The organism is Pseudoalteromonas sp. TB51 (assembly GCF_000498055.1).
In the GTDB taxonomy this organism is placed as follows: domain Bacteria; phylum Pseudomonadota; class Gammaproteobacteria; order Enterobacterales; family Alteromonadaceae; genus Pseudoalteromonas; species Pseudoalteromonas atlantica.
The window spans coordinates 1-6,804 of the sequence record NZ_AUTO01000113.1; the positions used below are offsets into that span (position 1 = coordinate 1).

Sequence of the window (6,804 nt, forward strand, 5' to 3'; positions counted from 1 at the left end):
CTGGCGGCCCAAGTACCAATAATAGCGAGTATTTAGTTGTTGCTATCAATACCGAGCGCAGCGACGTACGATTTAATGCCTTAGATAGCAATGCTAATGTGTTTACGCAAATTAACTTTGACCCACTTGGGCGAGCAGATCAAAATTGCACACTACAATGTAAAATTGACCTGGGTCTAGCCGCGGTGTGCATTAGCGGTGAAGGGCTTATTTATGCCTGCCCCTAAAATACAATCAGGTTTTACCTTGATTGAGCTGATTATTGGCATTGTGATGTTTGCTATTGCGCTAAGTATCATTACAGCGCTTATAGCACCTCAAGCAAAGCAAAGTGCCGAGCCTATTGTCGCACTCAGGGCCTCAGAGCTTGGGCAAGCATTAATGAACGAAATATTAGCTAAATCATTTGATGAACATAGCGAGCGCACGCCACCATTTAGGCGCTGTTCCGAAACAAGCTTAGGTGCCCAGCCTTGTAGTACTCATTCTGAGCTTGGTGCTGATAGCGGTGAAGCACGGGCTAATTTTAACGATGTTGATGATTATATTGCGCTCACAGGACAGCCTATTAGTGATAGTTTAGGGAATACATTAGCGCAATACAGCGACTTTTCACTGGCTGTAAACGTGCAATACGACAGCGACCTAAACGAGGCAACCAATAACGATGGCGTTGCCTTTAAACGAATTACCATTGAAGTAACCTCACCCTTGGGGCAAGTGTACGGCTTTAGTGCATATAAAGGTAATTACTAATGAATAGAGCAAAGCAAAAGCGTGGCTTTACCTTAGTTGAGCTATTACTTGTTATGGTAATTATTGGCATTTTAGCCGTAGCGTCATTTTCGTTTATTAGCGCTGGATTTAATATTTACAGCCAAGGTGTGAAACGCCAAGAAGCGGTGGCGCAAAGTCGCTTTGTTTTAACCCGATTAAGTAAAGAGCTTCGCCACGCAACCCCTAACTCACTGCGCTTAAATTGCGACAACGCCAGCAATGGAGCATGTAGCACGCAGCAGTGTTTAGAATTTACGCCGTTTTTATCTGCCACTCACTATACCGATTACTTACCCACTAGTGCCCCTTTTGAGATTACCGCCGTTAATTTTGCGCTTAATAATTTAACTGAGCCACAAATAAACGATTGGGCAAGTATCTATCCATTAAATAGCAGCGATATATACGATGAAAGTCAAAACAAGCGTTTACAAGTTAGTAGCTACAGCGCCGTTACAAGTGAGCTAGATACATGGCAATTTAGCAAAGCATTTGCTCAAGAGTCACCGAGTAAGCGCCTTTATTTATTAGAACAGCCCGTTAGCTTTTGTGTAGAAGGTAATTCACTGTATCGCTATAGCAACTACGGCTTTACTACAAACCAATTAAACGCCGCCAGCTTAAAGGTTAGCTCGGGCGTTAAACGCGATTTAATGAGTAATTATATTGCCAATAACTTAACGAGCAGAGCCTTTTTTACGTTAAGTGAGATTTCGCTACAGCGCAGCGCGGTTGTTAATGTGTTTGCGCAAATGGGGTTTAACGACACCGAACAAATAAGTATTAGCCATGAGGTGCATGTGCCTAATGTCCCCTAATATAAAAAACATCAGTTTTGCTAAAAAGCAGCAGGGTAATTTGCTCATAATTACGTTGGTGATCATTGTCACTTTGCTGGCACTAGGGCTGGCGCTTTCTAAAGTGTTATCGGGTGCGGCGCAGCAAAATACCATTGAGTATTACGGCGCGCGCGCTTACATGGCAGCCCAAAGCGGATTAGAAACCGGCTTAAGCGAAATTTTTGCACTAAATAGCACTGCGCAAACATGCAGTGCAGTAACCACCAGTAGGAGTTTTAGCACCCTCTATCTAGCCAATTGTGAAGTTGAACTGAGCTGTAGTGAATACATAGCCTTACCCGATAGCAGCACCCGCTCTGGCACCGTTAATATTTACTACTTACAAAGCTCTGCAACGTGCGCCGCCAATGATTGTGCTGCCGGTGCAGCATGTCAAAAGGAATATTGGCAAACCCAACGTACTCTAAGTGTGGAGGCTAAAACATTACCATGAGCAAATATACCCTCTGTATTTTATGTTTAATAAGTTTGCTACTAAGCCGATGCGCTATGGCTGTACCGCCTAAAATTGAAGGGCGATTTATAGAGCTACAAGACACGTACACTTCACCCATATGGACAAAAATAAATTTTCAGCAGCAATACATAACCCCTCCTGCGGTATTTATGTTGTCCACTAATCAAGGCGGTAACCCCGCTATAGTGAGAATACGCAATGTAACAACCACAGGGTTTGAAGCATTGCCACTTGAGCCATCAGGAGAAGATGGCGAGCATATAACCATGGGCGCGCACTATTTAGCGGTAGAATATGGAGTGCATGAATTTCCTGATGGGACCATTATGGAAGTGGGGAACACCGACTTACGCCTTGAGCTACAATACGGTGATAAGTCGGGGTTTGCCCCCATCACGCCTAAAGGTTACAAATCACTGACTTTTAATAAACCGTTTGCGGTAAGGCCTAACTTTTTTCATTCGTTACAAACACTAAATAGTTTAGATAGTAACCCGCCGTCTCAAGCGCTTGTGCCTTTTTTAACCATTGCAGTGCAAAGTGGTTCTTTATCTACAAGCGGGGTAAATATAGCGTTAGAGGCCTCAGAAACCGCATTAGGTGTTATTCAAACTGAAACGGTGGCCTACATGGCTGTAGAGCCTGGCAGTAATCGCACCTTTACCGATGACAATGGGGTAGAAGTGTCCTGGGAGACCTTTTTTACAGGGTTCGAAGTTGATGGTTGGAATGATGGATGTAACTACTTTAATTTTAACAATAACTTTAGTGAAGCACCGCTGGTGGTGGCAAGTAAAAATTCCCGACTGGAAGAAGACGGTGGGTGGCTGCGCAGCTGTAATTTAAGAGCGGATCGGTTAGGGCTGGTGGTTGATGAAGACCGTGATGGCGACAGAGAGCGTAACCACGTAAAAGAAGAAGCCTCTATATTGGCCATGACCAGTACGTTTGTATTTAATGGCGATATTTTAGATTGCGATACTTTATTTCCTGGCGCTATTTCTACCTACAATGATGGACAAGTGCAGCTTGTTCAAGGTGTGGAAATAACCGATAGCAATGCACAATTTATCACCACTACTAATTTAATATCAACTGCACTCACCAACCCGCCTTTGTGTAATGGCCAAGGCTGTGTGGCAACTGGGTATAACTCTCTTGAGCCAAATCAAGCTGCGCAAGTACCCACGGTCACAAACGATGGAAGCTCTACCGGTGATGTGCCTGTATCGTTAGCTGGCGATTATTTTTATGACGAACTAGCACTTAACTTATTGGAAGATGAGTACAAAGTAACAGCGCCCACCCGTATCTTTTTAAAAGATACATCGTCGCTAATTGCTAGCGCATTTTTGAACATAGGCAAAACGAATATTGTGGTTGAGGAAGGAGCGTATTTAGCTATATATGTCGATGGCGATGTTGCCATTGCGGCTGATGCAAATATTGCTGCATACATTGTCGCAACGGGGGAGGTAAGAATTGCCCAAAATGTCACATACCAGGGCTCTATAACCGCTGCAACACAAGTAATAACCGAGGGCAGCTCTACGTTTGATGCGTTAACAGTGCCAGAGAGTATTCCTGGATTTTGCGGTATTTTTACGCCGGTTTTGCTTGATCACTACCGCATATCATTAAGTGATAACCAAGGCTTAACCTGCCAAGCAAAAGAAATGACATTAACCGCCTGTGCAAACGATGCATGTGATTTACTGTACGATGAGCCTTCCGCACTTGACATGTCTCCAGATAACAGTGGCCAACAAAGCTGGGTAAGCGGTGAAAATATTACCTTTACAGGCTCTGCCACAGTAGCGCTTGCAAAGCGCACCACAGGCACCGTCACACTTGGCTATAATACCGCCGACCCATCTGCACCGCTGCGTTGTTATATTAATGGTAATAACGTAGGGCTGGGCGGGTGCAAAGTGGTTTTTTCTGATGCAGGGTTTATTTTTAATAACGACACAGCCAATACAGCGAGTATCCCCACTCAATTNGTAAACCCTCTAGCGAGGGTTTTAATGCCGCCGAGCTATCCATTCAAGCGGTTAAAACAAATACTACAACAGGCGTATGCGAAGCCGCATTCCCTGCAGGTGGTCAAGTTGATTTAGATTTAGCTTATACCTGCAGTGCCGGCGCTACGTGTTCAGATCCAATACAACTTAGTAATAATGCGAATACGTATAGCGTGCAGCAAGCATATCAAACTTTTTCGCTCACCTTTGATCAAGACTCAAAAGCCCCTATTGCTATTAACTACCCCGATGCCGCTAAATTAAGTTTAAATGCACGGGCAACAATTGTATTAGACCCAGTAACTAATTTATCAGTAAGCTTAACTGGCAGTTCTAACGAATATGTAGTTAAGCCCTTTGGATTAGCGATGCAAGTTGCAAGTGACGGCTATGCTCAAACAGCAAACGATAGTTTATTTAGATTAACGGGTGAGTCATTTGATTTAAAAATGAATGCAGTACAATGGCGCGCAGGGCAAGACAATAACAATGACGGGATACCTGATAACTATAGCGCTATTCATAGTAATCCCATTGCCAAACACTTCATTAGCGAGTCTCCTTTAGTAACACATAGCTTAGTATTACCCAGCTCTGGTAATGAGGGGCAAATTGAAGCGCTAAGTACCCTTGCCTTTACTGATACGGGAAGCTTGAGTGAGTCCATATCGCAGTACGCTTATGACCAAGTGGGTATTATAAACGTATTTGCGGGTTTACAAGATGGCGATTATTTTGGTGTGGGCGATGTAAAAGGGCAGCTAAACAACGTAGGGCGATTTGCTCCATCGCACTATCAAGTATTAGGTGTTCAAGCTGCTGCGCAATGTACACAGTTAGGCAGTAATTTAACCTATTTAGATCAGCCATTTGAGCTTGGTTTTACGGTACAAGCGCTTAATCATAACAACCAGCTAATGGCTAATTACAAACAAGGCTTTGAAAAAGCCCAAGTACAAATAAATGCCGAAAACAATCAAGCTGGTAATTATGTACCAGCAACCACGCTAACCAGCAGGTTAGCCAATATAAGCAGCAATAATTGGAACACCCTAGTCGATGGACAGTGGCAAATGAGTGACAGCACTGCCATGTTAACGCGCTCGGCTATAAATAACCCCGACGGCCCATTTACTATGGTTAATCTTATGGCCACCGTCACTAATACAGAAGGCGCTACGTTAATTGATGCTAACGATGAGCCGAGTACGCAAGCAAGCTGCAGCACTGATTGCAATAGCGTGCGCTTAAACGATGTGCCAATAGACTTTCGCTTTGGACGCTTAGTGCTAGGCAACAATGCCGGCTCAGATTTAGACTCATTACGTGTGCCAATGCAGGCTCAGTACTTTAATGGAACAGGCTTTGTATTAAATACCGAAGATAACTGCAGTGTATTTGAGCATCCGCAGTTATCCCAAATATCGCCTTCAACGCCAATATTAAGCTATGAGTATGGTGCAGGTGCAGCGGGTTCATTAGAAGCAGGCAGCTACCCTACAAACAATGCTATTTATGCAATACCAAATGGCAGTGGTACATTTACATTAGAATACGAAACAGAAAATTGGTTAAAGTGGGATTGGCTTGGTGATAATTCACAGCAAGATCCCCATGCTATTTTGCAATTTGGTCGCTTTAGAGGAAATGATCGGGTTATTTACTGGCGTGAAACAAGAGAATAGTTGTAAACTAAGATAATAATTGAACAAAGCTTGTGTTTTGTGCTTCAAGTACATAGCATAAGGCATTGGGTGTATTGATTTTTGATGGTTGAAAAATGTTCAGCTTTCAAAAGTGAGTACACTCTAATAAACAATAATAACGACCAAATAATTGCCGCTTTTTGGGACTGGAATATATGCGAATTGCTCCTTTATCTCTGTTAATTTCCGCTAGTTTGTTAGCTAGTAGTGCATTTGCACAAGACACAGCAACAGTAACCGGAATTGAATCAGAGATTAGTATTAAACAAACAGAATACGATAACTCGACACAAATACTTGAAAAACACTTAAAAGAAGAAAGTCAGTTACAAAACCAACTTGAACTACTTCGTTCTCGCTCTACAGAGCTTGATAAAGAGAAAAACCAAGCACTTGATGCGATGAACGAAATGTATCGCCGCTTAATTGACGATCCTACGCTTGATATTAGTGCTGCCCAATCGCGCTATCAAAAAGCCGTGGTTGATCATAAGCAAAATAAAGACGACATCTCAATGCAGTTGGCGGCAATTGCATCTCATCGTAAAGATATAGAGCAAATTCGTGTTGCAAAACATACGCTTTTAAACACCTTAGAAAGCTTAAAAGAGCAATTAACTACAGCCCGAGTCGAGCGTTTACGTAATGAGTTTACCCGCGAAGGTACACTGGAAGTAAACCACACAATTAACTGTAAGCGTACCGAAACACTTGCAGCGTGTGAGCAACGCGGCCAGCAAATGGGTTTACAAAAAGCCACTAAGCGCTTTGTTGATCAAATATTTGCTAATTTAACAGAAGAGCGAATTGTTGAACCAAAACGCAACATGGCAGGCGCACAAGTACAAATCTTAAGTAGCCATGTAGTTAACAGTGCATTTAGCGGACAAGGCAATTACAACGTTAACTTAAGCGTAACCATGCGCGGCGAAGTAAACAGCAGCCGCCTATGTAACTTATTAAACGTAGATAACCGTTAT

4 protein-coding genes and 2 pseudogenes are annotated in these 6,804 nt (G+C 43.0%); all 6 read left to right on the top strand.

The window, feature by feature from the left end; genetic code table 11:
- Positions 1-227, top strand: a pseudogene (locus L650_RS0105760) (agglutinin biogenesis protein MshC); the annotation flags it as partial.
- Complete coding sequence (locus L650_RS0105765; protein ID WP_029772498.1) at positions 214-756, top strand: prepilin-type N-terminal cleavage/methylation domain-containing protein; 543 nt, start codon at positions 214-216, stop codon at positions 754-756. The pseudogene L650_RS0105760 and the gene L650_RS0105765, both read left to right, overlap by 14 nt.
- The gene (locus L650_RS0105770; RefSeq protein WP_029772499.1) at positions 756-1,595 is read left to right on the top strand and encodes a type II secretion system protein J; all 840 of its coding nucleotides are present in this window, start codon (positions 756-758) and stop codon (positions 1,593-1,595) included. The genes L650_RS0105765 and L650_RS0105770 overlap by 1 nt, the downstream gene beginning before the upstream one ends.
- Complete coding sequence (locus L650_RS0105775; protein WP_095206763.1) at positions 1,585-2,070, top strand: agglutinin biogenesis protein MshP; 486 nt, start codon at positions 1,585-1,587, stop codon at positions 2,068-2,070. Before L650_RS0105770 ends, L650_RS0105775 begins: the two co-directional genes overlap by 11 nt.
- A gap of 2,068 nt (positions 2,071-4,138) precedes the next feature.
- On the top strand, positions 4,139-5,803 hold the full coding sequence (locus L650_RS24500; RefSeq protein WP_317450480.1) for a DUF6701 domain-containing protein: 1,665 nt from the start codon (positions 4,139-4,141) through the stop codon (positions 5,801-5,803).
- A gap of 176 nt (positions 5,804-5,979) precedes the next feature.
- Positions 5,980-6,804, top strand: a pseudogene (locus L650_RS0105785) (sulfatase modifying factor 1); the annotation flags it as partial.

What these genes read in the sequence shown, in the direction of transcription:
- L650_RS0105765 (WP_029772498.1), top strand. Translation starts at nt 214, where the DNA reads ATGCCTGCCCCTAAAATACAATCAGGTTTTACCTTGATTGAGCTGATT.
- L650_RS0105770 (WP_029772499.1), top strand. Translation starts at nt 756, where the DNA reads ATGAATAGAGCAAAGCAAAAGCGTGGCTTTACCTTAGTTGAGCTATTA.
- L650_RS0105775 (WP_095206763.1), top strand. Translation starts at nt 1,585, where the DNA reads ATGTCCCCTAATATAAAAAACATCAGTTTTGCTAAAAAGCAGCAGGGT.